25 protein-coding genes and 1 tRNA gene are annotated in these 25,319 nt (G+C 44.7%); 20 read left to right on the forward strand and 6 right to left on the reverse strand.

Going from position 1 to position 25,319, the window contains the following annotated elements; translation table 11 throughout:
- Positions 1-46: 46 nt before the first annotated feature.
- Positions 47-814: an enoyl-CoA hydratase/isomerase family protein gene (locus B7P33_RS06090; protein ID WP_097441081.1), complete on the reverse strand. Its 768-nt coding sequence runs from the start codon at positions 812-814 to the stop codon at positions 47-49.
- An 82-nt stretch (positions 815-896) separates the two neighbouring features.
- Here B7P33_RS06090 and B7P33_RS06095 point away from each other — a divergent pair, with 82 nt between their 5' ends.
- On the forward strand, positions 897-1,424 hold the full coding sequence (locus B7P33_RS06095; protein WP_141402398.1) for a hypothetical protein: 528 nt from the start codon (positions 897-899) through the stop codon (positions 1,422-1,424).
- A gap of 126 nt (positions 1,425-1,550) precedes the next feature.
- Positions 1,551-2,108 (forward strand): HNH endonuclease, encoded by a 558-nt coding sequence (locus tag B7P33_RS06100; protein ID WP_097441083.1) that lies wholly within the window; start codon positions 1,551-1,553, stop codon positions 2,106-2,108.
- Positions 2,109-2,195: 87 nt separating this feature from the next.
- Here B7P33_RS06100 and B7P33_RS06105 read toward each other — a convergent pair whose 3' ends face one another.
- Positions 2,196-3,518 (reverse strand): MATE family efflux transporter, encoded by a 1,323-nt coding sequence (locus B7P33_RS06105; protein ID WP_097441084.1) that lies wholly within the window; start codon positions 3,516-3,518, stop codon positions 2,196-2,198.
- Positions 3,519-3,521: 3 nt separating this feature from the next.
- A complete protein-coding gene (locus tag B7P33_RS06110) occupies positions 3,522-4,022 on the reverse strand; it encodes a GNAT family N-acetyltransferase (protein ID WP_097441085.1) in 501 nt (166 codons plus the stop codon).
- A gap of 104 nt (positions 4,023-4,126) precedes the next feature.
- Between B7P33_RS06110 and B7P33_RS06115 the strand changes: the two genes are divergently transcribed.
- From B7P33_RS06115 to B7P33_RS06150, 8 genes are all read left to right on the forward strand, one after another.
- On the forward strand, positions 4,127-4,924 hold the full coding sequence (locus tag B7P33_RS06115) for a universal stress protein (RefSeq protein WP_097441086.1): 798 nt from the start codon (positions 4,127-4,129) through the stop codon (positions 4,922-4,924).
- 270 nt (positions 4,925-5,194) lie between these two features.
- Positions 5,195-5,268: transfer RNA gene (locus B7P33_RS06120), tRNA-Ala, on the forward strand.
- Between the two features lie 897 nt (positions 5,269-6,165).
- The gene (locus B7P33_RS06125; RefSeq protein ID WP_097441087.1) at positions 6,166-7,770 is read left to right on the forward strand and encodes a hypothetical protein; all 1,605 of its coding nucleotides are present in this window, start codon (positions 6,166-6,168) and stop codon (positions 7,768-7,770) included.
- A gap of 5 nt (positions 7,771-7,775) precedes the next feature.
- Entirely contained in the window at positions 7,776-8,399 is a 624-nt protein-coding gene (locus B7P33_RS06130; RefSeq protein ID WP_141402399.1) for a hypothetical protein, read from the forward strand.
- A 51-nt stretch (positions 8,400-8,450) separates the two neighbouring features.
- On the forward strand, positions 8,451-11,009 hold the full coding sequence (locus B7P33_RS06135; protein WP_097441089.1) for a hypothetical protein: 2,559 nt from the start codon (positions 8,451-8,453) through the stop codon (positions 11,007-11,009).
- A gap of 87 nt (positions 11,010-11,096) precedes the next feature.
- Positions 11,097-11,672 (forward strand): RNA polymerase sigma factor, encoded by a 576-nt coding sequence (locus B7P33_RS06140; protein ID WP_097441090.1) that lies wholly within the window; start codon positions 11,097-11,099, stop codon positions 11,670-11,672.
- Positions 11,665-12,396: a tetratricopeptide repeat protein gene (locus tag B7P33_RS06145; protein WP_097441091.1), complete on the forward strand. Its 732-nt coding sequence runs from the start codon at positions 11,665-11,667 to the stop codon at positions 12,394-12,396. The genes B7P33_RS06140 and B7P33_RS06145 overlap by 8 nt, the downstream gene beginning before the upstream one ends.
- 15 nt (positions 12,397-12,411) lie before the next feature.
- Positions 12,412-15,684 carry a CHAT domain-containing protein gene (locus tag B7P33_RS06150; RefSeq protein WP_097441092.1) on the forward strand — a complete coding sequence of 1,091 codons (3,273 nt, stop codon included), beginning with the start codon at positions 12,412-12,414 and terminating at the stop codon, positions 15,682-15,684.
- 52 nt (positions 15,685-15,736) lie between these two features.
- Here the strand turns inward: B7P33_RS06150 and B7P33_RS06155 are convergent, their stop codons facing one another.
- A complete protein-coding gene (locus B7P33_RS06155; protein ID WP_097441093.1) occupies positions 15,737-16,174 on the reverse strand; it encodes a hypothetical protein in 438 nt (145 codons plus the stop codon).
- A 20-nt stretch (positions 16,175-16,194) separates the two neighbouring features.
- On the reverse strand, positions 16,195-16,620 hold the full coding sequence (locus B7P33_RS06160) for a TerB family tellurite resistance protein (protein ID WP_097441247.1): 426 nt from the start codon (positions 16,618-16,620) through the stop codon (positions 16,195-16,197).
- Positions 16,621-16,717: 97 nt separating this feature from the next.
- Between B7P33_RS06160 and B7P33_RS06165 the strand changes: the two genes are divergently transcribed.
- The 3 genes from B7P33_RS06165 to B7P33_RS06175 all read left to right on the forward strand — a co-directional run bounded on the left by B7P33_RS06165 (position 16,718) and on the right by B7P33_RS06175 (position 18,732).
- Positions 16,718-17,386: an RNA polymerase sigma factor gene (locus tag B7P33_RS06165; RefSeq protein ID WP_097441094.1), complete on the forward strand. Its 669-nt coding sequence runs from the start codon at positions 16,718-16,720 to the stop codon at positions 17,384-17,386.
- On the forward strand, positions 17,346-17,549 hold the full coding sequence (locus tag B7P33_RS19230; protein WP_141402400.1) for a hypothetical protein: 204 nt from the start codon (positions 17,346-17,348) through the stop codon (positions 17,547-17,549). The genes B7P33_RS06165 and B7P33_RS19230 overlap by 41 nt, the downstream gene beginning before the upstream one ends.
- Before the next feature lie 346 nt (positions 17,550-17,895).
- Complete coding sequence (locus B7P33_RS06175; RefSeq protein ID WP_097441096.1) at positions 17,896-18,732, forward strand: mechanosensitive ion channel family protein; 837 nt, start codon at positions 17,896-17,898, stop codon at positions 18,730-18,732.
- Positions 18,733-18,851: 119 nt separating this feature from the next.
- Here the strand turns inward: B7P33_RS06175 and B7P33_RS06180 are convergent, their stop codons facing one another.
- Positions 18,852-19,346, reverse strand: a complete 495-nt coding sequence (locus B7P33_RS06180) for a mechanosensitive ion channel domain-containing protein (protein ID WP_245871679.1) — start codon at positions 19,344-19,346, stop codon at positions 18,852-18,854.
- Positions 19,347-19,989: 643 nt separating this feature from the next.
- Between B7P33_RS06180 and B7P33_RS06185 the strand changes: the two genes are divergently transcribed.
- From B7P33_RS06185 to B7P33_RS06215, 7 genes are read left to right on the forward strand one after another with little or no spacing between them, the layout of a single operon-like run.
- Complete coding sequence (locus B7P33_RS06185; RefSeq protein WP_097441098.1) at positions 19,990-21,465, forward strand: type III PLP-dependent enzyme domain-containing protein; 1,476 nt, start codon at positions 19,990-19,992, stop codon at positions 21,463-21,465.
- Positions 21,466-21,471: 6 nt separating this feature from the next.
- Positions 21,472-22,368 carry an agmatinase gene (speB, locus tag B7P33_RS06190; RefSeq protein ID WP_097441099.1) on the forward strand — a complete coding sequence of 299 codons (897 nt, stop codon included), beginning with the start codon at positions 21,472-21,474 and terminating at the stop codon, positions 22,366-22,368.
- A 31-nt stretch (positions 22,369-22,399) separates the two neighbouring features.
- Complete coding sequence (locus tag B7P33_RS06195) at positions 22,400-23,374, forward strand: deoxyhypusine synthase family protein (protein WP_097441100.1); 975 nt, start codon at positions 22,400-22,402, stop codon at positions 23,372-23,374.
- A gap of 1 nt (position 23,375) precedes the next feature.
- The gene (locus B7P33_RS06200) at positions 23,376-23,654 is read left to right on the forward strand and encodes a hypothetical protein (RefSeq protein WP_097441101.1); all 279 of its coding nucleotides are present in this window, start codon (positions 23,376-23,378) and stop codon (positions 23,652-23,654) included.
- Positions 23,655-23,676: 22 nt separating this feature from the next.
- Positions 23,677-24,102: an NUDIX hydrolase gene (locus B7P33_RS06205; protein ID WP_097441102.1), complete on the forward strand. Its 426-nt coding sequence runs from the start codon at positions 23,677-23,679 to the stop codon at positions 24,100-24,102.
- Positions 24,103-24,104: 2 nt separating this feature from the next.
- On the forward strand, positions 24,105-24,527 hold the full coding sequence (locus B7P33_RS06210) for a VOC family protein (RefSeq protein ID WP_097441103.1): 423 nt from the start codon (positions 24,105-24,107) through the stop codon (positions 24,525-24,527).
- On the forward strand, positions 24,524-25,312 hold the full coding sequence (locus tag B7P33_RS06215) for an RMD1 family protein (protein WP_097441104.1): 789 nt from the start codon (positions 24,524-24,526) through the stop codon (positions 25,310-25,312). Before B7P33_RS06210 ends, B7P33_RS06215 begins: the two co-directional genes overlap by 4 nt.
- Positions 25,313-25,319: the final 7 nt, after the last annotated feature.

Below are 25,319 nucleotides of genomic sequence, written 5' to 3' on the forward strand. Positions count from 1 at the left end.
GTCTCAAAAACCAATGGGTCATTGATCTAATCCCGCTTAAAAACAACTATTTAGAAAACTTGGCCAAGGCCTTTTTGGTAAACTCCGACAGTACCAGTCGGCCCGACATTTCGGCCCTTTCCAACAAAAGGCGGTCCCAGTTTTCGGTACCTTCCCAAAGTACCTGTTTCATGGCGGCCAAGGCTTCCGGATTATAACTGGACAACTTTTCGGTAAAGAACAAAACTTCCTTATCCAAGCTTTCCACGTCTGGTAGCACTTTGGCCATAAGTCCTTTTTCTTGTGCCCAATAGGCCGATTTCCATTCGGTGGGGGACAAACTAAGCTCGGCCAAACCGGCCTTGCCCACCTTACGTTCTACCGCAGGGGCAATTACCAAAGGGCCAATCCCTATGGTTAGTTCCGATAAGCGTATCGATGCCCCCTCCGTGGCCATTACATAATCGCAAGCAGCTAAAAGTCCTACCCCACCTCCAACAGATTTACCCTGCACACGGGCCACAATGGGTTGCGGACATAACCGCATGGCGTTTATTACATGGGCAAAACCACTAAAAAAGGTAGTTCCCTCCTCTAAATTCGAAACCGCCACCAACTCATCAAAAGAAGCACCGGCACAAAAAGCACGCTCCCCTTCCGATTTTAAAACGATTACGCTTACCTCATCATTCTTGGCTAAGTCTTGCAATGCCCGGGTAAGCCGTTGCAAGAGTTCGGCCGTAAAGGAATTGGATGCCGGATGTCCGAATTCTAACGTAGCAATACCATTTTGAATATGGGTATACAAACTTCCGTTGGTGCGTGTTGTAGCCATGGTTTATGTTTTATCCAAAAATACAGCAAATAGAAAAACCGCGGTAAATTGCGTAACTTTTGTTGCTACGGAAACCCCTGCCATGCATAAAAAACAGCTGAAATATAGTAGCAAATTCACAGATGGCGAACTGCTATACCCCAATGGCTATTTTTTTAAACCATCGCTTCTTCATAAAACCAACAAAATAGCTTCGGCCCACATTACCCAAGTAAACTTACATACTTACCCACCCTCATTGGTTCGCAATCATCAAGAAGTACTATTTGTACTCCCCGACGCAAAAAGGGAGCTAGAGAAATTCGCTAAAGATCATAGCATACCCATAGTGGAACGTACGGATATTTGGGAATTATTATGTAGACCTTATTTAGATACGGAACTGAGTGCGGAAGAACATCAACAAGACCTAAGGCTACTCGAACAAAATGGCTTCGATAACCATGAAGTGACCAGCATCAGAAAAAGAATCCGTAAAACCATGTGGCTGAATTACTTCGTTTGGGAGTGGACCTACTTGGGCTTGTTCGATTACCTAAGCTGGACATTTTTAAATTCCAAAAAATACAATTGGGCCATGGAAATCGCCCTTCGGAATTATAGGAGGTAACACCCAAACTTGTTCTAGTGCGCTAAGCCAGGCTTGTAAGAATGTGTAAGGTTGTACCTGTTAAATACCGTTTATCGATAAAAATTATTACATTGAGCTTCGGAACCCATGCTGAAGACCCTGATAATGAGCGAAGTAATACGTAGTTTTAGGAATGAGATTTGGAAAGATGTAGTATTTGACGACAAGATTTCCGAAAGATGTAAGTACAAGATATCTAGCTACGGACGTGTTTTAAATTGCTGTGGCGACAACCCCTATTTACTGAAAAAAATGGTGATGCAGGGCTATACCTATATTCCCCTGCGCCAAAAAACGGGTAAATCTACGGCTCGTTATATTCACCGTGTGGTAGCCCAACATTTCTTAGAGCAAAAGGAAGGGGATCGGTTTGTAATCCACCTCAACTACGATAAGACCGATAACCGGGTAGAAAACCTAAAATGGGCCACCAAAAGGGAAAAGGAAGTCCATCAGTTTACAGGCCCCACTCATTTAAACAGGCCCCGAAGGGTAACCTATTCCAAGCTCACCGAAACCAAGGTAAAACTCATCAAGCGAAAGATCAACGACCCCAACCGCAAGACTAGGATGAAAATGATCGCGAAGCAATTCGGTATTTCGGAAATGCAATTATATCGTATAAAATCGGGTGAAAACTGGGGTTCTGTAGACCCGTATTAATCATATCCTGTTTTTACTACTCCGTTTTGAAGCACTTGCAAACCAAAGGTGACATTCCTTTGTATGTATGAGGCAATCGACCTTAGGTTAACTTCTCGCAAACATTACCCGAAACCTATACCAAAGCGAAAAACTCCGCAAGGCCATCCAGACCAAAAAAGCCACCCAGATACCTTGTAAACCCCAATGCAGGTATTTGCCCAGATACAGCGTAGGTATAAATCCTAAGAAAGTCGCCACCAGCAATACATTACGCAAGTATTTCATTTGCCCCATACCTTTAAAAAGTCCGTCGAACACAAAAGCCAAGGCATTAATGGGCAAGGCCCAAATTACCCACGGAAATATAGCATAGAAGGTCTGCAAAACCACCACATCTTTGGTAAACAAAGTACCTATGGGTTTATAAGCTATTAGTCCGCCTATCAACAAAACCAAACTAATTATTTGGGCATAACCGTTTACATATTTGGCCAATTTCCAAAGTCCTTTTTTATCATCTGCCCCATAAAGTCGCCCCCCCATACTATTGCCCGCAGCCGAATAACCATCAATAAAAAATGCGGCCAGCAACCACAAATTAATGGCAATGGTATGGGCGCCAATATAGCGATCACCCAAAGCGGTAGCTTCACGTACGGCCAACATTAAGGCTATATTTAAGGAGAGCGTACGTACAAAAAGGTTAAGGCTCATACCGATCAACCTCCGCATTTCTGGATGTATCGGAAAACGTAACTTTAAAGAAATAGGCGACTTGATCCACAACAATACAAAAGCCATAATAGCCATAACCGCTTGGGCGATCAAGCTTGCCCAAGCAGCCCCTTCTAAATACATGGGTTGTATAAACCCTTCAAGACCATAGACCAATAAAAAATCGAGGCCTATGTTAAGTAAGGCCCCTACCAAAGCGACCAACATGGGCCAGAACGTATTCTGTAAACCCCTGAAAATGCCAAAAATAGCAAAGGTGAACAAGGTTAAAGGTAACCCCCATACCCGAATGGAATAATACGAGACACAATATTGCAAAATGGTACCCGAGGCTTCCATAAGTTCGAAAATAGGCTGGGCAAAAAAGAGGGTAATTATCAGTAATACTATACTTAGGCCCACATTAAAAAATATGGCCTGCCCCGGCAAAGCACCTATTTCGTTGAGTTTACCCGCACCTAAATACTGAGAGACCAAGGCCGAAATAGCCGAACGCGTTTGACCAAGCACCCAAACCAACATGGAAATGAACGAACCCACGATACCGGCTGCGGCCAAAGATTCGAGGCCGTTTACCGGAATATTCCCCACTACGGCCGTATCTGTTATAGACAGTAAGGGTTCGGCAATACCTGCCAAGGTAGCCGGAATGGCCAAGCGGTTGATACTTTTAAAGTTTATGGATTGCGCCATAGATCAAAAAACCAATTCGTAACAGTGAAAGGGCGCTTCGCTTTGTTTTGGAAAAAAGATATCGCCCAAGCGCGTATAGCCGCGTTTTTCGTATATGGTATTATTACGCGGATTTTGGCTAAAAGTATCGAGTCGCATAGAAATCCAGCCCCTTTTTCTGGCGGTTTTCTCAGCAAAATCAAGTAGCTGCCGGGCGTAACCTTTTCCCTGATAATCGGGATGTACCGCCAACCGATGTACATACCCATTCTTACCATTTGGGGTTAACCAAGAAATGGTTTTGTATTCGGCATCCATAAAATCGGATACCACCACACAGCCCACCAAAGTTTGGCCTTCATAAAGCGTATACAATTCGTTACGTGCTACATCTTTCTCAAAAGCGCTACGAGACGGATAATGGGCATTCCATTGAAAAATGCCCTGTTTTTGCATAAAAAGGGCGCAAGCCTTGGTCATTTCAAGAATGGCATCAATTTCCGATAAGTTCGCCAATTGAATCATAAAAGATGTTTTATAAATCGTAAATTTAGGGATAATAAAAGCGTCATATACCGTTATAGGTAATGGAACTTATCACAGTTTAAAACCGACTAAATCATAAACACATGAAAAACATACTGGTACCCATTGGGTCTTCCCCAACTGCTACGAATACCCTTCAATACGCTGTTGATTTTGCCCGTGAATTCTCTTCCGATATCTATGTTATGGAAGTTTTGAATATTCGGAACAAAGCGGGAAACCTGGCCAATGTTCATGAAAAATTGGAAGAAAGTACCAAAGAAAGGCTAAAAGGTATTATCGAAAGTGTACATACCGAAGGGGTAACGGTTAAAATAGCTACCGCTTCCGGCGATCTTATAGATGGCTTAAAGGGCATTGACAAGCAATTGGGTATCGATTTGATCATAATGGCACCTAAAAGTAACGATGTGAACGAGGCTTTTTATTTGGGCGCCACTTCCGGACGTATTATAAAACGTACCAATATCCCCACATTAATCGTACCCAAAGGCAGTACTTATAAAGCTTTTGGTTCGGTGCTAACCGCTTTTAAATCTGGGGTATTAAAGCGCAAGAAAATTCTTTTCCCGCTAGAAATAATCAAAGAACGCTTAAACCCGGTCATCAACCTTTTGTTTGTAAAAACACCGGGCTATAGTGACGAAGATCTCCGAATTGACCCGGCCTTAATGGACATTAGCTCCAAGATATCCATAACCGAAAATGCCACTACCTATTTAGGGGTAATCGAGCATTTTCAAGAAAAGCAACCCGATTTACTTTGTGTTTTCCGTAGAAAACGTGGGTTCTTTAGAAAGTTATGGGAGAAGAACAACATTTTAAAATCGGAATTCTATGTACCCATTCCGGTTTTGGTACTGAGTGTGAAAAAAGACTAATCCCGCAGGGCAGAAACACCACGGACGTTAAAGCCAAAAACCTTGATTCCGTGGTGTTTAACCTAAGTAGTTCAAATCGATAGACGAAGACCTATTTATTTTTTCGTAAAACCTTTTGCATTTTTGGCAAAAAGCAGTTTCTTTGCATCACCAAAAAATAAGGGGATTAGCTCAGCTGGCTAGAGTGTCCCGACATAGGTCGGGAAGGTCACTGAACTTCTACCCAAACGTTCTGAAACAATACGGTTTTGCAAACCGATAACCATACAAGGGGGATTAGCTCAGCTGGCTAGAGCGCTTGCCTGGCAGGCAAGAGGTCACCGGTTCGACTCCGGTATTCTCCACCCAGTGAGGACGGGCCTTCGAGAAATCGAGGGCCTTTCTTGTTTTTTGGCTTCTGCTCACTTTTTGCTCACTTTTCAGTTTCGACCAAAAATTTAACATTTTTTAACACAATTTATAGCAGTTTCCAAATTGTGTACTTTCATTTTATTGGAAACAGTGGTTTTCCCAAATACTAACTTAACTACACAATCCACTATATTCTATTTAATATTCTTTCCGAATCAAGCGCAATTGTTCTGTTTTAGGCAAAGGTCTCACAAACAATTACGACCACTCCTTTCATTTACATATTAATTTATATCTCACTCTACACTTTACTACCTTTTACAAGTTCAACAATTAATGAAGGGTTCATTTAACCATGCATATTCCGAATTGGCACAAATAGTTATTCAACCCATTTCCCATGTTTATATACCTTTGACATCTACATTGAAGCTTTCTTGAGAAAAGAACATAGACAACAGAACACAAGGTTCTCATAAATTCTCAGATGAAATCATTGCCCTACAGCATAAATTAGTTGATTCTTCTCCAAGTGGGGTTCCACAAAGTCAAGTCATACTGTAACAAGTTTTTGAGGCTCCATTATTTATTATACCAAACCCTCTTAATTGTTGGGGCTAGGTATTACTCAAATAAGAAGATTATATCCCAGTTTATTCAAAAACGCAGGCTCGATTAACCTTTCTCCGATACATACCTCCAATCAACTATTACCTAAAAGCAAACTGCCGTGAGTAAAAATGTCTCTAATAGATGACGTTGGTAAGAAATAGCTTTTTATCCTAAAAACTGAATGATTGCTCACTTATTAAAATCAGAATACAAAAATTAAATGATGACATACTCCGAAAAGCTCGATACAAGATAAACAACCTTTAAAGTCCACTTTAATGAAAAAAATCAAGTATCCGATGTTACTGGTCGGAATGGGGCTTATGCTAACCCTTGCCAGTTACATCCCCTGGGAAAAACAGAGAGAACTGGATTTACAGATCGAAAAGGCCGGTTTTATCATGCCAGCAGCCCATCGGGTCTACGCCGACCCGGACGCTTTGGATGGCAAATACTATCTGTTCAAGGCCAAAATAGACAATAGGGGCTCCCGGACATTGGAGGACGTCACCTTAAGATACAGGATTCCCGGTTACATCGATTGGACAGAACTTGAGGTCTCCGGTCAGTTGTTCCCAGGTCAATCCATGGTGGTACCCTGCTATCCGAAGTTTAACGATGATATTACGGAAAAGACCACCTCCTCTATTGAAAAAGTGGAATTGGAGGTCAGTTGGGATGGGGCGGATGAGGACGACATAGTGGAGGAGGATTTTAAATTCAAACTTACCAACCGTAACGAATATGCCTACACGGGAATAAAAAGAGAGGAAATCAGTGGTTGGGCCGATGTATACGATAATAATGCCCTGATAGCCTGTTTTGTGACCCCGAACGACCCTGTGGTAAAATATTATACACAAAACCTTCAAGAGAAAATACTCAAAGGGGAAGCTGCCTCGGTAACGCGAAAACCTGAGGACGGTGTACGGTTCCTGACTGGGATCTATGAGGCCACACGAAAGGCCCATATGGTCTATAGTGGCACCAAGGGCATTCCCCAAAGGACGGATGATGTGGAAAGTATGGTCCAACAGGTACGCCTACCCAGGGAGGTCATTACCGGTAATACGGGCCTTTGTATAGAACTCAGCACCCTATATGCCAGCATACTCTCCGCCGCTGGATTGGATCCGGTCATCTATTTTATTCCCGGCCATGCCTACCCGGGATTCCGAATGAACGGCCAATATTTTGCCATTGAGGCCACAGGTATCAGTGGTGAAGGGCTTGGCGGAATCGCCTCTGCTGAAGAAGCATTTAAAAAAGGGCAGGAACAACTACAGGAATTCATACAACGGTCCCAAATGGGAGATCCCAGATATACCCTGGTGGATATCCACTTGATCAACCAACAAGGGGTCACCTCCATGGACCTCAAGGACGATGCATCCCTTAGAAAAAAGGTAGACGAGATCGCGGCCCGCTGGGGCGCTGATGAGGCTGGCGGCAACTATGTCCAGGATATGGTACAGCGGACCGGTGGGAATATCCCGGCCCCGAAAAACGCCCTATCCATGACCATTCCCACGGGTTGGCAGATACTCCATAGGCCGGAACCACAACTGCCCATGGTCACCGCCCAAGTGGTCGCACCCGACCAAATGACCACGGTCACGATCTATGACCTTCGGACCACCGACCTCCAACAGGCCATGCGATACATCAACCAAGGGTTTTCGCAACTCAACATGTCCTTACAATACCAGGCCAACGGTAATGCCATATCAGGCCTGACCTATTCCGAGATCGGCACTTTCAAATGGATCGGTAAGGCATTACCCCGTGGGCAAGGTATGCGTATCGTGTCCATAGGGGCGCCCGACTTCCTTTACCAACAGAACAGTAACCTGATCAACCAAGTTTACAATACTATAAGATAATGGAAATGAGAACAAGATACATCTGGATCATTTGTTTGATCACCCAGTGGGCCTTGGCCCAAAAGAATTCCCAAACCATTGAAATGGCCATCGATGGCCTAGGCAATGCCGATTTGAACATGTCCATGAAGATGAACGCCCAACAATGGCAGGTTTGGAACAACAACTTCGGAAACAACCCAGCCGCTTTGAAACGGGAAGTGGAACGCGGGATGCCCGGGTATTTCCTAAGTGATTTCAATCTCGAAAAGGACGATATGGCCCGCTCTTTTAATTTTAAACTAAAGGCTTATGGGGTCTGCAAAATCGATAAAAGGGGGAAATGGTCACTGGATACCGATGAAAAGGACGCCCATTTGACAGAACTCTCACCTACCAAATATATGTTGGTAAGCAACCCTGAGGAATTCGGGGGACAATTGCAACAGACCTTTGTCATAAACTTCCCGGATAAGGCCTCGGATATCAAAGTTGATACCGATTCCTTTGGCAACACCCTTTTCTCATTCACCATGGACCCACCCACATCGGGCTTCCACTATTTACGCTATGGGGGTATCGTGTTACTACTGATAGGAGGTGGATGGGCCTCAAAACAGCGGTTTTTCGGTACGGAACAAAAAAAATGATGACATTTTTAAATCCATACGATATACTATAAAACGAACCAAATTCGGATTATGAAAACCTATATTAGCCTTTTTTTGACACTTTTTTGTGCAGGGATTTTGATACTAAGCTGTAGTTCTGATGATGGCGCTAAAGATGCCCCCCCCGGATCAGGGCAGAGTGACGGCCCACCCAATCCCAACGACCCCGACAACGACCCTGCCGGCAACATCCCTACCACCGAGGTTGCCATCCACCTTCCGCAAGGATCGGACCTTGAGCTTAACGGCAATCATTTGACATCACATTTCGAGTCCTATCCCGTGTCCACCGAAGGTAATTCGGAAGCCATCCTCAATGATGGGACTACCACCCTGACCATTTTGCAGGCCCCCGATGGAAAGGCGATCCTAGCAGGTTTTATCGACAGGGAAAACCCAGAAATATCGGTCAGGTCCACGGTAGTGGTCAACCTATATTACAGTTTGGGGACCGTCTTCCTGCCTTTGGAGGTCAAAGAGCGGTTCTTAAGGGAAGTGGACGGCCTCCCCTATTTTGAAGCCCTGTTGGCCGATGCCGAGGCCAAATTCAAGGAAGACGCCAACTATCTATTCTCCCAAGGGTTCGCAGATCGGATCGCCGAAACACTACAAGAATGGGAAGGACAAAAGAACCATGTCGATATCTTCGCCAAGATCAAAACGGACGGATCGGATATCAGAAGTGGGATCCAACTTCGCGAGGACAGTTCCTTCTCATTTTCCCTTATCAATAACTATCGCCGTCGCGCCCATGCCTTTCTCTACAAGGACAGTATCGCCTATGACGATGGTACGGGCACCAAATTGATCCCCCAATATGGCGGGCAGGATCACACTGCCACAAAGGATACCAAGGTCGATTCGCCCATAGCTATAAGGGAGGTAATGGGTGTGATAGCGGATTATGGTGGAGGTGCCGGCCTGGATTTCGCCCGAACGGAAGCCGGCCCGTTTGATCTGCCCCTTGACGATCAAGAGGATCAAGTGTCATATAAGTGTAGGGTTATCGGCCCCTCCGTAGGTTCCGCCCCCAGAGATCGTATGACCTTGTCCGAATCGCGAAAACTGGACCGCTTGATCTACGAGACCTGGGGCTACGAACTCGTACTTCCCCTGCTCTTGGACGTATTGGGCCAGACCAAGGCCACCAAACCGGGGGACTCTAAGGAAGACCCCAAGTTCATAGAAGAGCATTTTGAAGGATTCGTAGATCAATTAAGCATTATCGGTTCTTCCATTTCCGCCATAGACCAGCCATTGAAAAATGGGGACTACTATGGTGCCATGGAGGCCTTTTACCATTCCTATTACAATAACGCCCTCGGGGGAAAGGCCGGGGACCTGATCACCTCCTTATTGGATGCCGTTACCGCGGCAGGGGTCAAGGTATCCCCGGACTATTTCATACAGAACAGTACCAAGGCCACGGAGATGGCCAGTGCCATGGGTAAATGGCTGGAACGTACCGATATCTTCTTAAAGCTCGTGGATTATACCAGGGTCCTCTACGCCATGGGCAATTCGGAATACCTCGAGCAATGGGAGGTAACGGTAAACAAAGGTAAGGTAACCCTATTGCCGGAAAGCGCATTGGCCGTCCAAGGACAGGAAAAGGACTTCAAGGCCTATGTAGAGGATGGGGCCTTGGCCCCCGGACAGAGCTACGAATACCACTGGTCCACAACGGGAACCTATGGTGTGATCCGGGACGACCTCGGAAAGGAAGGGACCTCCTTTACCAGTTCAAGGGACCAAATAAGCTATTTCAGTTCCAATACCATGGAACTGCCCGAAGGGGCCCAAGATCAGATCCAAGTGGAGGTCTATCTCAAACAAGGGCAATCCCTGACCAAAATCAATGAGGAAACCGCCAAGGTAAGTGTGGTCCCCTTGGGGTTCCGGATAAGTCCGGACGGGGCCACGGTTGAAGGCGGTGGAAGGATCAACCTAAAGGTCCTTTGGACGGATGGGAAGGATCCCGTCAACAGCATGACCCAGGACTATAGGTTCGTTTGGGATTGTACTGCCCAATTCGGCCTGTTCAACGGAAGTCAAAGCGGTATGACCAAAACTAACGAAGGTACGGTGTACTACCATGCCCTGGAGCAGGAAAGGGAAGGCAGGGAGACCGTTTCCGTTTCCGTTTATTCCAAAAACAAGGAAGAAAGCCGATACACCTATATCGATAAGGTCGAAGCCCAAATCGATATCAAGAACGACCCCGATTGCGATATCAAGACCTTGGCCTTGGAACCCCGTTTTTGGAATACCCCGAACGACCTGGCCTGTGGACAGGGCACCTCCGGGGAGATCGTCGTGCGTATCCCCAAGGATGAAAACGCGACCGGTTATAGGGTACAATGGAACGAAGTACAAAGTAGGATGCATAACCACTTTTACAACTTGGGCGGTTTCAGTTGGACCAACGAAGACCTTAACGGAGCCAAGGTCATCGACGAAGGTGGTGTTTTCGTGGTACATTCCGGCTTGGGAAATGGGGCCTCTTGCAGTGACAACTATAGCGACAATGCCAGGGCCTTTATCAACGATGTAAAAGGTTTTGCTACCGTGACCATTTGCTACGATTGAGGTAATGAACCATAAATAGATGATTTAGACCCCAATAATTTCATAGAAAAACGAAATTATTTAAATTTCCCATACTTTCAACACGGTATGGGCGATACGCTACCAGAAAATAACCATAATATCCTAATCGGGTTCCGCCAGAATGACCAGGACATCCTGGAGGGGATCTATAGAACGGTTTATCCCAAAGTGGAAGTATATGTACTAAATAACAAAGGGACCACCCAACAGGCCAAGGATATTTTCCAAGAGGCATTTATTAGTTGTTGGAGGAACATCAAGGAAGAAAAGTTCGTTACAGGTAATGTTGCGGGCTATCTATTTACCATTGCCAGGAATAAATGGGTGGACACCCTTCGTTCGCCCAAATTCAAGAAGACCGTAAAATTGGACATGTCCCTTTTTTCGGTATCCAACGATCCCACGGAAGGGGAACCGCCACAGATCGGGCCCCAAAGGGACAAAAGATCGGCCCTACAAGCGGCAATGGGGCGTTTGGGCCCCCAATGTCGCCAACTGTTGACATTGTTCTATTTCGAACGCAGGTCCATAGCGGATATCGCGCGAACAACCGGTCTAACACCCGGGTCGACCCGAAACCAAAAATATCGGTGCATGCAAAAACTTAAATCACTGAGCCATAAAATCCTTAACCATGGATGATCGACGGAACGATGTAAGCCCAGCACGACAGGAGACCTTCGAACGCTATCTGATGGATCTTATGCCATCTGACGAGCGCCTGACTTTCGAGGAAAGTTTGAAACATGATCCCGTAATGGCCCAAAACTTTGCGGATTTCAAGGTTTTGTTCAGGGGGGTTGAAGAATTCGGCCTTAGGCGGGCCATGATAGGGTTCCACAAGGTGGCCACGACCAAAACCAAAGCAAGGACCAAATACCGAATCGGAGCGAAACACTATGCCATAGCGGCGGGAACCGTCCTCTTATTGGTTACCGGGATTTGGATCTTGACACGGCAAAGCCAAACGGAAAGGCTCTTTCATAGTTATTATACCCCTGACCCTGGATTGCCTACCGTAATGGGTAATACAGCTGACTATACTTTTTACGAGGCAATGGTCGATTACAAACTGGGGGAGTACGATACCGCTATCCAAAAGTGGCAGCGTTTACGATCAACGGGTATTGAAAATGACTCATTGACATATTTTATCGGTTCCGCCTATTTGGCGAATGGGAATATTGAAAAAGCCTTACCCTTGTTACAAAGGGTCATGGACGACCCCAAAAGTGTATTTAACAAGGATGCTATATACTACCTTGGCTTGATCCATCTGTACAATGACGATAGGGAACAGGCCAAAGTTTTGCTGGACCAAAGTGAGCGGCCCATGGCCACTGAATTACGTAAAGCCCTGGAATAAACTAAACCCCCGATCATGCCTATTTCGACCTATCCACACTTCCCAAGGCCAATAGGGGCAAGGAAACCGAAATGGCGATTCCTGTATCCCTTCTTGGCAACCCTTCTTGCCATCCACGGTACTTACGCACAACATAGGGGTAATGATAGAATCGATTCCTTATTACGGGCCAAGCGATATCACCAGGCCATTGATGAGATCGACCTACAATGGGAAAGGGATCTACAACTAGGACGTATGGATTCCTTGGAGCGATATGTCGATTATTTGGCGATGGCACACCTCCGTTCCTCCGGACCGGCCACCGCCAAAAGGGAAATCGACACCTTCATCGGGCAGATTCCGGATTTGGGCCTTCAGGACCGCAAGGCCTTGAAGTTATACGATAGAGCCATTGCGTTTTACGATAGGCAAGGTTTTTTGGAACGTTCCAGGCTATTAACGTTACGCACACTGGAACTAATCAAGAACATTCAGGGTGCCACCCAAGAAGAAATTGGGAAGACCACCTATAATCTAGGGGTATGCCATTTATCCCTGGGGCAGGTATCCAAGGCCGACAGCATTTTTGTAAGGGCATTGGAGCACTATAAAAAGGACGGGGCCACCCAAGCACGGAACCTTTCGGACCTATATAACGCCCTTGGCGCCACCGCTTGGATGTCCACGGAATTGGATAAGGCCAAAAACCATTATGGGCAAGCCTTGGAGATATTGATCAACAAAGACTCGACAGGGAACGAAAACCTTTTACAAAGTGCCAGTATCCGGGCCAATATCGCCTTATTGGAGCAATCCATGGGAGGATTGGAGTCCGCACTACGACTCCAACGACAGGTTATCAATGATTATGACAAAATCATTCGAACGACGGAAGACACTGAACTGAGGGCCAATGCCAAACGTAACCGACTTTTCGCCATATACAACCTTTCGATCTATCACAATGATCTGGGACAAGTAGACAAGGCCCGGGACATCATCCGGTTCGCCCATGGTCTGGCAGAGGGACTCTTGTCCCCCCATGACCCCGAGTTACCACGATATGCGATAGCTCTGGCTCAAAGTGAACTTGCCCTAAGGAATTGGTCCCAGGCCAAAGAATTCGCATTAAGGGGGCTTTCCGGTTTGGACAGCATAGGACTGACCGACCCCCTTTGGCAGGGCAACGCCCATTATGTGCTGGCCAAGATCGCCAGTGAAAACCATGATATCCCAGGGGCAAAGGACCATTTCGATAGGGCAGAGAAACTTTATATAAGATCCGATGGGGAAGGAATGGGGAAGGAACACCTGGGGTTACTGAGGGACAAGGCCCTGTTTTTGGCCCGACATGGGTACCAAACAGAAGCGGTGGGGGTAGCCGAAAAACCGTATTCCTATATAAAATCCCACAATATGGGTAACGGTCAGGAACTCCTCAAATCAGTAGGGAACCTTGCAGAGGTCCAGACCAAGTTGGGCAATCATCAAATGGCCATCCATTGGGCGGATACGGGTATTTCACTATCGACCCCTTCGCCGACCAGCGCAACGGGTTTGGACCGTATCCAAAAAGACCTATACCGCTCCCAGTTCATCCTTATCAAGGTGAGGAGTTCGTACTATATGGAAAAAAGTCCGAACGTAGCATTTCTGACCGAACAGCTTGAAGTATTGAAAGAAGTGGTCGGAATATTGGAAAAGCGTAAAGAGATAACCACCAACAATGGGGATTTGGATCAACTTTATGAACGTTTCAAGGAACTCGGCCAACTTCGATTGCGTCTGATGATCGATCTATATGAAAGGACCAAGGATCCAGGTATGATAACCAAGATCTTAGCGGTGCATGAATCTACGGTTTACAATCGGATCCGCTTAAAATTCAATTTGGCCGGAAATAGATTCAAGAATGTACCAATCGGGGTCGTAAAACGGGAACAAGCGTTAATAAAGCGGGTCAACAACATTTTACGTGTTCCTAATGGTAACATGGAGGATTACTTTACCTTGATGGAGACCTGGAAGCGATTCAAGGACTCCCTGAAAAATACCCTCCCCTCTTATTACAACCTACGCTATGCCAATTTAACCAACACACTGAAGGATGTCCCGTCCAGAATCCCACAACGGACCACCCTTATCAGGTATCTACGGGTCGAAGGAAACTACTTCGTCTATGTGGCCAGTAAAAAAGGGGAGGTACTGATCGATCTTGGCAAAGTGGAGATCGCCCCCTATCTGAGTGATATCCAACGTCTAGGGAAAATCGAGCGATCATCAAGGGCGGCCCAAATCCTATATGACAGGCTTTGGAAACCTTTCGAGACCCATGTTTCGACGGAAAGGGTCATTATTTATCCAGATGGCGAGTTGTTCAATCTCAGTTTTGAACTATTATGCCCTGAAAAAGTGACCACTTTTGGCGGGTATGCCCATAGGTCACTGTTGGCCAAACACGATTTTTCCTATCACTACAGCCTAATGTTATTGGATCCCGATCAAAGCCCCACCTTATTCCCTTCCGGATTGGTGGCCTATGCCCCTGAATTCAACAATAGGATGAAGACGGAGTACAAAATGGCCCTAAAAGATACCTTGGATTTCGATGAGGCCTATTTAACCCTCTTGCCCCAGCCTTTCAGTTATCGATTGGCCCAAAAGCTGGGCAAGGAATTCGACGGCACCATGTACCTCAACGAGAGGGCCTCGAAAAAATTGTTCTCCCAGCGGGCCAAGGAACACAAGATCATACATATCGGTACCCATGCCGAGTCCAATAACTTAAGGCCGGAACTATCACGTTTGGTATTCGCAAAGAATATAACCGATTCACTGGACCTTGAGGATAACAATCTGTACACCTACGAAATCTACAACCAAAACCTTAGTTCGAACCTCGCAATACTCACGGCCTGTGAAACCGGAAAACCAGGCTACCGTCCCGGGGAAGGAATGATCTCTTTGGCCCATGCTTTCCATTATGCCGGAAGTGAGAGTATACTTACCAGTCAATGGCAGATCGATGAAAGATCAAGTGCCCGGATCCTTGAATCATTCTATAATCGATTAAAGGAAGGCTTAACTAAGGATAGGGCCTTGAGAATGGCCAAACTCGAGTATTTAAGAACGGCCCAAGGTAGGGAGCTACATCCCCAATATTGGGCAGGTTTAATCTTGATGGGGGATACGGCCCCTATTGACTTTTACCAATCAAAAACGACCATATGGCCATGGGTTGTTATAATATTCGTCGCAATTTTAGTATTACTTTTTATAGGTAAATGGAATTCAATTGATGACTAACTACAATGGTTTCACATATACCTTGTTCCCATTTCTAAGATGTCATAAACCCCTAAGCATTCTGTTTATTGACAAAAACAGTTGTTTTGAACTGATCGAACCCTAAGGCTTTGGTACCCTTTTTCAAATTTTCAAAATACTCGATACTCCTATTGGTTATAATTAGGGATGTATTCCGATCAAATCCGATGGCCTTTATATAATCCTTGACCAAATAGTATTCATTGGCGTCCAGTTTGGCATCGGAATAAATCAAAGAGAAAAAAGAATATACCGCTTCCATCCGTGCCCCCAACGACTTCAAAGGAACAATCGGATAATCTTCGGGGTCCCGCAGAATCTTTTCAAATTCCTTGTTGGAAATTCCTAGTTTTTCGGCAAAAGAAAAAAGAACACGCAGTTCGCTTTTATTACTACTTCCGTCCACATAGGCAAGGTTCAACATTTGGGCGAACAGCATCAACTTCTCGGTATTATCGGACTGGTACATCGATTAACTATATTAAGCGATTATTTAAACCCGACCAAAGTCTGGTAATCCTCAAAAGATATCTCCCCGTTAAAGATTTTTACGGATCTGAAAATCAAATCTTTTGCCCTATCGTGCGAACATCCCAATCCAATGGCATAACGATATATCATCTTCATTTCCACTTCGTTAACGGAATGATCAGCGAATATCATCCGAAACAGTTCATAAATGTACTCCAACCTTTCCTGTTTCGAACTTGTTGTCGGTATCGGATATTTATCCAAGTTCTTAAGTATCTCTTTTGAGAGGTCCTCATCGATATCCAACTTCATAGCAAATCTGGCTAAGAGTTTTTCCTCTTCCTCGTTTATAATCCCATCCACTGCAGCAATATTTGCAATGGCTGCAAAATGTGCTATATTAGGCTTGGTGTTTCCTGATTCAAATAATTTTGCGAATGACATATCAGCGTTTTTTGCGTTTGTATAGCTTTGGACAACAATATTATCGAAGGTCACTTTTTTTAGGTATGGATTTTTTATCCATGAATTTTTAAATCGGATGGGGCCCTTCAAGTACTTACTCCTCTTGTTTGCCAGCCTTGGCAAGTTCGTTTCTCATGGGAGTACTAAAAACCTTTCCGATGAGGAGCTGGTTGAATTGATAAAAAAATCGGACAACACTTTATTGTTTACCCAGCTCTACGATAGGTTCAGTGTTAAGGTGTACAATAAATGTCTAAGTTTCACCAAGAAAAAGGATGTAGCCAAGGATCTAACACAGGATGTTTTCCTTAAGGTCTTTACTAAACTCCATACCTTTGAAGGAAGGTCAAAATTCTCTACTTGGCTATATGCACTAACCTATAATCTGTGTGTCAACTATAAAAAGAAAGGCAAAAGTAGTGCAATGGATTTTCTAGGGGATAGTCTGGAGAAACATGAGTTTTACCTTGAACAAGACGAAGAGGATGTGGATGAGGACGAACTTTTTGAGATCCGTGCGGAAAGCCTGAAGATCGCCCTAGAAAAGATTGACCCTGAGGATAAAGCCCTACTTTTGCTTAAATATCAGGATGAAGTCTCGATAAAGGACCTACAAGAAGTTATGGGGCTTGGCCAAAGTGCCGTCAAAATGAGGCTCAAAAGAGCGCGAAATAGGGTCGTTAAGGCCACAACCGCTTCAAAAGATGAGAAAAAAAAAGAATCCCTTCAAGGAAATCGAGACTAAGGAAGATGTGCCCACGGAAATCCGTAGGAACGTGACCAAGGACTTCTCTTCTCTAAGGTTGTTCTTTGAATTCACCGAACTTTTCCTATGGATATCCCCTTCCGCAATATTTGATGTTATGAAGAATGATGAAAAGGAAGATCGCGAAAAGGGGCCGAACTAGTTTTCAGAATATTTTTTTGATTTTCAGGGTGACCAGTTATCCTTTTAGTTGTCCAAAGCTTCAAATGGACTATTAGGTCTGAACCGGTACCATATACCACCGGATAAGCCTAGGTCCCTACTAGGGATTGGTGTTATGGAAAAGGAAAATCCGTTTAAACTCCTGTCGGAGCACCCTGAGCAGGTTCCAGCAGGGCTAAAAGATAAAGTTATGGCCAATATCGGATTCATCAAGCTATCGATGGATATGACCACACTTTTTACCCTTACATCCCACCAAGCACTGATAACATCAGGGAAAAGAAAAAAGAAACGAAACGATTAAATGTAACCTAATACCACATAAAATGAATGAAATCTCAAATTGGAAGGATATAACGCTGAACACCCTTAGCGATATTGGTAATAGGGTACTCTCGGTACTACCAAAACTGATCGGGGCGGTCCTGGTCCTGTTGATCGGTTGGGCCATTAGCAAGGTCATCATCATTCTAATCAAAAGGATCCTTAAGTTACCCCAGATCGAGCGATTCTCCAGCAAGCTTTCAGAGCAAAGGTTCTTTGGTAATATCAACATGAAATTCGGAATATCGAAAACCATCTTGTTATTCGTCAAATGGGCTTTGTTCCTAACGGCCTTGATCATTGCCGCGGATATAATGGATTGGGATTTCGTATCCAATGAAATCGGGAACCTATTGAGGTACCTTCCACAGCTTTTCAGTGCGTTGCTCGTCTTTTTTTTAGGGCTATATCTGGCCAGGTTCGTACGTAAAACGGTCACGGGATTCTATGGATCCCTGGATCTGGGTGGAGCAAAGGCCATCGGTGGTATTCTTTTTTATGTCATAGCCATAGTAACCAGTGTGACGGCCTTGGACCAAGCGGGGATAGATACCACGGTTTTGACCAATAACGTTACATTGATCCTCGGTGCATTCCTGCTAACCGTGGCAATTTCCATTGGCCTGGGTTCCAAGAAAATCGTAGAGTCCCTACTACAGAGCCACTATTCCAGGAAGAATTATGAAATAGGTGATAAAATAGAATTCAATGGTATGTCGGGAACCATAGAACGTATCGATAACATCAGCTTGGTCCTAAAGACCGAGAAAGGAAAGGTCGTCATACCTATAAAGGAAATCGTGGAGAATCAGGTTACATTGATAAATGATCGGACCTGATCGGATCCCTAAGGTTAGATACTGCCCTTTAACCGGCACAAGTGAACCCCGATTACCAAATCCATTCCTTTACGGTCGAGATTCCCGGGCTAGGATAAGCTAACGAAACATCTACCAATTTACAATATCTGTATACCCTTTTGGATAACCATGGAGTTAGGAAGGGAAACCAAATGGCCATTTTCCGTTTCGATCATGGTATAAAAACCGGTTATGTCCTTAACCTTACCACAGATATCCAACTCCGCGTCCAATAAACGGATCTTATCCCCGATCCGCACGGGATTACTAAAGAAAAGTATCACACTGGCGGACAAATTGGATAGAATGGACCATGTTGCCACGAAACCCACCCCCAAAACGGCCAATACGGATGAGATAAAGACGGCGAACTGTTTAAAATCCACTCCCCATATCAATGCTAAAATGGCAAAAGCGATAACATATACCAGAAGATAGAAAAGGTTAAGAATAAGTTTCCTCCTATTGACTTCAATAGAATTCAATAATGCGAAACGGCCTATCATCCTCCTTATCAATAAAATGGATATGACCAATAGTACCAATAATACCAGTGTCAAAAAAATCTCAATCCTATATTGTAAGAGCTGCACACCTTTAAAAATTAGAATAAGTCCTTGTTAAAGTTGCAAAACTTAATCGACACTTCCAACTTTTATTTACGTGCGAAGTAACCACAAAACCCAACCAAAACATGAGGCTTGATACATTTTTGATCTTAGTAATGGCAAATCAACGTTTCAAGTACCGGACTTGGTTAACATAATATCCCATAACAAGCCATTTTTTCGGATTACGCCCAACTTGGCGCTGTTATATTGAGATGTTTTTCAGCCTTTTAGGCGCGTGACGCAAAAAAAAAAACAAAAAGTTGGTCGGCTCATTATTATTTATATATTTACCCCCATAAAATGTACCCAAAAAAGATTGGGTGTATTGCCTAACAAAATGAAACTTATTTTCAGGTTCGGGCTTAGGAGAATAATGAAGTCTACTCCGAAAGCTTGCCCAGGGATGGGAGACCGAACTCTAAGGCTGACTTCTTCGATGTTCAACTCCTTCCTTTTAAGGGAGTCCATTGGATTTTCACAAGAATCTTATTTCATCTACCGGGTTTAGGTACTGATTTTCATAAAATCGGTTCTTAGGGGCTATTGTACCCAAAGACTTTTTTTACAGAATAATCCTACGAAAGTAGGGCTGTCGCACCTATTCCATAATTCAAAACCCACTTAGATGAAAACCAGGTACATCGATCTGATCGATCAAACATATGAATTCCCACAAAATGAGTTCACATTGGACGGAGCCAACCAACTATGCTTCCATGGTGTGGAGATGATGCAGCTCATTAAGACTTACGGTACACCATTGAAATTCACCTATCTGCCCAAGATCGGGGAGAACATCCAAATGGCCAAAAAATGGTTCGCCCGGGCAATTCAGGAACATGACTATCCGGCTAGCTATAACTATTGTTATTGCACGAAAAGTTCACACTTTAAACATGTTTTGGACAAAGCTCTCGAAAACGACATCCATATAGAGACTTCGTCAGCCTTTGATATCGAAATCGTGGAAGAATTGAAAAAAAGCGGTAAGATCGATAAGGATACATACATACTATGTAATGGGTTCAAAAGGGATAGATACATCCAGAACATTACACGACTGATAAACAGTGGCCACAAAAAATGTATACCTATAATAGACAATTACGAGGAGTTGGACCTTCTACAAAACGGGATATCCGAAAATTTTGAAATCGGGATACGGATCGCCTCCGAGGAGGAACCTAAATTCGAATTCTACACTTCAAGATTAGGGATCGGTTACAAGAATATAGTTCCTTTTTACCAATCGAAGATCAGCGAAAACGGTCGAATTAAACTCAAAATGCTACATTTTTTCATTAATACCGGAATCCGTGATACCGCCTATTACTGGAACGAATTGACCAAATGTCTAAAGGTTTATATCGACCTAAAGGCGATGTGCCCCTCATTGGACAGCCTTAATATCGGGGGGGGGTTCCCAATAAAGAACTCCCTTGCTTTTGACTATGACTACCAATACATGGTATCTGAAATCATCAACCAGATCAAATCGGCATGTGATGAGGCTGGGATAGAACCACCCCATATCTTTACCGAGTTCGGAAGCTTTACCGTTGGAGAAAGTGGGGGCGCCATTTATCAGGTCCTATATCAGAAACAGCAGAACGATCGTGAGAAATGGAATATGATCGATTCCTCCTTTATCACAACCCTTCCGGATACTTGGGCCATAAACAAAAAATTCATCATGATGGCCATAAATAGGTGGGAGGATCGGTATGAAAGGGTACTACTGGGTGGGCTTACCTGTGATAGCGATGATTACTATAATAGTGAGCAACACACCAATGCCATCTACCTTCCAAAATATGACAAGGACAAACCCCTTTACGTCGGGTTCTTCAATACCGGGGCCTATCAGGAATCCATTGGTGGATATGGAGGGCTACAGCATTGTCTGATACCCCAACCAAGACATATCCTGATAGATCGTACCAAGGACGGGGCCGTTACCACAAAAATCCTTTCCGAGCAACAAGGCTCAGGTGTATTCCTGGATCTACTCGGATACAGGGACAAAAAGGAAGTTGGGCCTTTTTCCGAAGAGATTGCCACCTTAGGTAACCCGGTTTATTCAAATCATCTACAAAACTAAGACCAAATGGAAAACAACAAGAACTTTGCAGGTATTCCGGACAGGTACGCGGCCCTAGGCACGTCCAATATCGTTTTGTTACCCGTGCCATATGATGGCACCAGTACTTGGGGCAAAGGGGCCGATAAAGGGCCCCAGGCATTTCTGGATGCAGCCGGGAACATGGAGCTGTATGATATAGAGACCGGATCCGAGGTGTACAGAAGGGGCATATATCTGGCCCCACCCATTTTGGAGGATAAAGATCCCGAATCCATGGTGGAAGAGGTATATCGGGCCACAAAAAAATACATCTTGAAAAAAAAGTTCGTCAGCCTTTTCGGGGGGGAGCATTCCATATCCATTGGGGCCATTAGGGCAATGGGCGAAATGTACAGGGATCTTACCGTGGTACAGTTGGACGCTCATGCCGATCTTAGGAAAACCTATATGGGTAGTCCGTTCAACCATGCTTGTGCCATGTACGAGGCCAGTGAGAACCACAATCTTATCCAATTGGGCATCCGGAGCATGGACGTCTCGGAGCTAACCATGGTCGATAAAGAAAAAATATTCTATGCCCATGAAATGTTGGATGAAGACTATTGGATGGACAACGCCATTGAACTTATGACCGAAAATGTCTATTTGACCTTTGACCTGGATGTTTTCGACCCCTCAGTTCTACCGGCTACCGGAACACCGGAACCCGGGGGGTTGCCATGGTATCCCATTCTGGCATTCCTTAGAAAATTATTCGAAGAGAAGAACGTGGTAGGTATGGATATCGTGGAACTGTGCCCACACGCTACCAGTGCGGCCTCCGAATTTACCGCCGCAAAGCTTTACTATAAGATGCTGAGCTATAAGTTCGAGAACGAAAAGACCCCATGGGAGGGGGAGGTACAAAACCAAGATTCATAAATCGATATCAGTCAAGATAAACCCAAAAAAAATGAACACACAAGGAACCATATCGAGGTTCATGGAAAAGTATTTCCTCCATTTCAATGCGGCCACCATTGTGGATGCGGCCAAGGCCTATTCCCTACAATTGGGAAAAGGGAGCAAAATGATGGTGACCCTGGCCGGTGCCATGAGCACCGCCGAGCTAGGTAAGATCTTCGCAGAGGCCATCAGACGGGACAAAGTCCATATCATTTCCTGTACCGGGGCCAACTTGGAAGAGGATATAATGAACCTAGTGGCACATAACAGTTATGAAAGGATACCCAATTACAGGGACCTGACCCCAGAACAGGAATGGCAACTACTAGAAAGGGGACTAAACAGGGTAACCGACACTTGTATACCTGAGGAAGAAGCCTTTAGGAGGTTGCAAAAACATGTTTTCCGGATTTGGAAGGAGGCCGACCAAAAAGGAGAGAGGCTTTTCCCCCATGAATTCATGTATAGGCTTTTACTTTCCGGTGAACTTGAAAAATACTATGAGATAGATGTCAGGGATTCCTGGATGTGGGAAGCGGCCAAGGCCAACCTACCCATGGTGGTCCCCGGTTGGGAAGACAGTACAATGGGCAACATATTCACAAGTTATGTCATGAAGGGGGAACTAAAGGCCTCGACCGTAAAATCGGGAATAGAGTATATGCACTATCTAGCGGATTGGTACATCGCGAATTCCAAAAATGGTATCGGATTTTTTCAGATCGGAGGTGGAATAGCCGGGGATTTCCCCATATGCGTGGTCCCCATGCTCTATCAAGACCTGGAACGCACGGACGTTCCCTTTTGGAGCTATTTCTGTCAGATTAGTGACTCTACCACCAGTTTCGGATCTTACTCGGGCGCCGTACCCAATGAGAAGATAACCTGGGGGAAACTGGGTGTCGAAACACCGAAATTCGTTATCGAGAGCGATGCAACGATAGTCGCCCCACTGGTATTCGCATACCTTTTAAACATGTAGTATGGGAACCAAGGCAAACCTGAACCTGAAAAAGATCATCATCGATCATAAGAAACTCGACCCCACCGTCCGTGCCCTATTCACGGCAAAGTTCGGTGATGGTTTTGATGATGATGAGATAATCAACTTCCGTACCGCGAATGGGGAGTTGGTAGAATGTCTTGAAGTAAGGACGGAGGATACCATTTACCTGGTAAAGATGGGGAAATATTCCCCCACATCGGGAAATGTTGATCCGCTCGATCAAGATGAGGACAACCAATATGATGGTGACGATTAGATCGAACACCTAAAGCATCAAGATGAAGTATTTGAAAATAGTCGATAAATCGAGGCTGATCGCCATAAAGAAGGGTAAGGTCCTTGTCCTGGAAAAACGAGGTCCAAGAAAGAGGTATTCCCTCCCTGGGGGGGTGACCAAGAAAAAGGAAAGTAAAGAAGGCTCATTGGTAAGGGAGGTCAAAGAAGAAGTGGGGATTTCACTTCTAATGGAAAAGGTGGACTTCTTCCTCACTAGGATAGACCCTAAAAAGAACAAGATCAAAACATACAAGCATTACTACGTTGCATTGAGCCCCAAAGGCGAGCCCAAGGTACTTGAACCCCATAAATTCAAAGGTGTCCACTGGATAACTTGGTATGAATGCCTGGACTTCTTGGACCGAGAGGACCGAAGCGCAGTGGCGCTCTACTTCGATCAGTTTCAAAAAAAAGTCAACGGATTTTAATTATGGAAGCAAAATTTCATTTATCACTGCCCTGCAAAGACCTTAACCTTACACGATCCTTTTATATGGATGACCTCGGCCTTCCTATAGGCCGATCGACCGATAGTTGGATGGACGTGAACCTTTTCGGCAACCAAATTACCTTCATATGTAACGGTAGGTACAATTTCGATTGTCGGGAGTACAAGCTGGATAAACACATACTGCCCGCCTTTCATTTCGGCGTTATCATCTATCAAAAGGATTGGGACGGCCTTTATAACAAAATGCGGAAAGACCCGAATCTTGAGGTGACCATGGTCGTGAACTTTATGCAGAACAAAACCGGGGAGCACCATTCCTTTTTTATCAAGGACCCTAACGGTTACACGCTGGAATTCAAAACGTTCACAGATCAAAATGAGATATTCAATAAAGGAAAATGAAAGCAAAGATAGAAGCATATCAATTGGCGGACGCCATTGATATTCAAGGATGTAAGAAACATTTTAGTTATTACCCCCTCTTCGAGGACAGGGATGAGCTTTTCCTCAAATGCGGCATTGAAAGCTATTTGTACATATTCAGATATGGAACCATCTGTACCTACAACATCGATATTGGTGATACGGAAGAGATAAAAAGAAGTATCTATCGGTTCTGTGATTCCCCAAAGTTTGCAGATGGCCCCCTACTGGAGACCATCAACGTTCAGACGGGATCTGAGACCATGCGTACCGATTTCAATAGCGTCTACCTTGTGCGACACGATGAGGGAAAAATCAGATTGATCATGATGAACACGGCCCAATCCGTTGCCTTGGACTACTTTGCCGGAATCACCGAAAGGTTGTTGGAGGACACAAGGGGCCACACCAGTATCCTAGAGAGCAAGGGTAAATTGGATATTGGGGGCAGGACGCTTAAAAAGTATATCGGAAAAGTACTGAACGTCAAAAATAGAATCTCTGAAAACCTATACATTTTCGATTCTCCCGGGATAACTTGGGAAGACGAGGCACTCAATAGGTTGAACGATCTATTGAAGGACAAGTTCGATCTAAAAGATCGCTATCTGACCATTAATAGACAACTGGATATCGTTAAGGAAAACCTGGATCTGTTCAAGGACATTATGTTCCATAGGGACAGTAGTCGCTTGGAATGGGTAATCATACTATTGATACTGTTTGAAGTAATCGATCTGATAATCATAAAACTCATGGGGTAGGGAGGCC

It is taken from the genome of Sediminicola luteus, from assembly GCF_002514735.1.
GTDB lineage: Bacteria > Bacteroidota > Bacteroidia > Flavobacteriales > Flavobacteriaceae > HQA918.

Bases quoted from the DNA above. Each gene is read 5' to 3' on its own strand.
- B7P33_RS06090 (WP_097441081.1), bottom strand. From the start codon at position 814: ATGGCTACAACACGCACCAACGGAAGTTTGTATACCCATATTCAAAAT.
- B7P33_RS06095 (WP_141402398.1), top strand. From the start codon at position 897: ATGCATAAAAAACAGCTGAAATATAGTAGCAAATTCACAGATGGCGAA.
- B7P33_RS06100 (WP_097441083.1), top strand. From the start codon at position 1,551: ATGAGCGAAGTAATACGTAGTTTTAGGAATGAGATTTGGAAAGATGTA.
- B7P33_RS06105 (WP_097441084.1), bottom strand. From the start codon at position 3,518: ATGGCGCAATCCATAAACTTTAAAAGTATCAACCGCTTGGCCATTCCG.
- B7P33_RS06110 (WP_097441085.1), bottom strand. From the start codon at position 4,022: ATGATTCAATTGGCGAACTTATCGGAAATTGATGCCATTCTTGAAATG.
- B7P33_RS06115 (WP_097441086.1), top strand. From the start codon at position 4,127: ATGAAAAACATACTGGTACCCATTGGGTCTTCCCCAACTGCTACGAAT.
- B7P33_RS06125 (WP_097441087.1), top strand. From the start codon at position 6,166: ATGAAAAAAATCAAGTATCCGATGTTACTGGTCGGAATGGGGCTTATG.
- B7P33_RS06130 (WP_141402399.1), top strand. From the start codon at position 7,776: ATGAGAACAAGATACATCTGGATCATTTGTTTGATCACCCAGTGGGCC.
- B7P33_RS06135 (WP_097441089.1), top strand. From the start codon at position 8,451: ATGAAAACCTATATTAGCCTTTTTTTGACACTTTTTTGTGCAGGGATT.
- B7P33_RS06140 (WP_097441090.1), top strand. From the start codon at position 11,097: ATGGGCGATACGCTACCAGAAAATAACCATAATATCCTAATCGGGTTC.
- B7P33_RS06145 (WP_097441091.1), top strand. From the start codon at position 11,665: ATGGATGATCGACGGAACGATGTAAGCCCAGCACGACAGGAGACCTTC.
- B7P33_RS06150 (WP_097441092.1), top strand. From the start codon at position 12,412: ATGCCTATTTCGACCTATCCACACTTCCCAAGGCCAATAGGGGCAAGG.
- B7P33_RS06155 (WP_097441093.1), bottom strand. From the start codon at position 16,174: ATGTACCAGTCCGATAATACCGAGAAGTTGATGCTGTTCGCCCAAATG.
- B7P33_RS06160 (WP_097441247.1), bottom strand. From the start codon at position 16,620: ATGTCATTCGCAAAATTATTTGAATCAGGAAACACCAAGCCTAATATA.
- B7P33_RS06165 (WP_097441094.1), top strand. From the start codon at position 16,718: ATGGGGCCCTTCAAGTACTTACTCCTCTTGTTTGCCAGCCTTGGCAAG.
- B7P33_RS19230 (WP_141402400.1), top strand. From the start codon at position 17,346: ATGAGAAAAAAAAAGAATCCCTTCAAGGAAATCGAGACTAAGGAAGAT.
- B7P33_RS06175 (WP_097441096.1), top strand. From the start codon at position 17,896: ATGAATGAAATCTCAAATTGGAAGGATATAACGCTGAACACCCTTAGC.
- B7P33_RS06185 (WP_097441098.1), top strand. From the start codon at position 19,990: ATGAAAACCAGGTACATCGATCTGATCGATCAAACATATGAATTCCCA.
- speB (WP_097441099.1), top strand. From the start codon at position 21,472: ATGGAAAACAACAAGAACTTTGCAGGTATTCCGGACAGGTACGCGGCC.
- B7P33_RS06195 (WP_097441100.1), top strand. From the start codon at position 22,400: ATGAACACACAAGGAACCATATCGAGGTTCATGGAAAAGTATTTCCTC.
- B7P33_RS06200 (WP_097441101.1), top strand. From the start codon at position 23,376: ATGGGAACCAAGGCAAACCTGAACCTGAAAAAGATCATCATCGATCAT.
- B7P33_RS06205 (WP_097441102.1), top strand. From the start codon at position 23,677: ATGAAGTATTTGAAAATAGTCGATAAATCGAGGCTGATCGCCATAAAG.
- B7P33_RS06210 (WP_097441103.1), top strand. From the start codon at position 24,105: ATGGAAGCAAAATTTCATTTATCACTGCCCTGCAAAGACCTTAACCTT.
- B7P33_RS06215 (WP_097441104.1), top strand. From the start codon at position 24,524: ATGAAAGCAAAGATAGAAGCATATCAATTGGCGGACGCCATTGATATT.